We start from the raw sequence: 464 nt of genomic DNA on the forward strand, positions 1-464 counted from the left end.
CATTGATATTTCAATGTTTGAGCGACACATTCTTTTGTGTTGTGCAAAATTTGTGCAAAATTATCTCCAGTGCGTAAATCCATGCAAAAAGGCGGAGTGATCCGCCTTCTTTTTTATGCACAACAAAAGCCTACTCAACGCGAGTAGACTTAACATTGCTAGTTGAGCTTTAGCGCTCAACTAGCACCACGGGTTTAATCGTGTCCGAATATATAGTACAATTATAAATTAGTTGGATTGGTTGACATGGAAGGGGAGAAAATATTATGTCTATTGAACAAATGATAGCTAATTTAGCGGAAACTTACGCAGATAAACTTAATCAACAAGTGCAAAAACGAGTGGAAGACATGAAAAATGATGACAAATCTCACTATTTGCTTTATCAAGTGTTAAAAGTCACAGTTGAGGAAGGCGAATTAATATATATTTATCAAAATAAAGGACTTTTTCTTTACAAATAT

1 protein-coding gene is annotated in these 464 nt (G+C 34.5%); it reads left to right on the forward strand.

The annotated features are described in order from the left end of the window. Positions 1–266: 266 nt before the first annotated feature. Positions 267–464 (forward strand): ApaLI family restriction endonuclease (locus tag LPA41_RS41060; protein WP_229076903.1); only part of this gene is annotated, 198 nt, incomplete at its 3' end.

Origin of the sequence: Actinoplanes sp. DH11, from assembly GCF_020873875.1 — a bacterium.
Classification (GTDB): Bacteria; Actinomycetota; Actinomycetes; order Mycobacteriales; family Micromonosporaceae; genus Actinoplanes.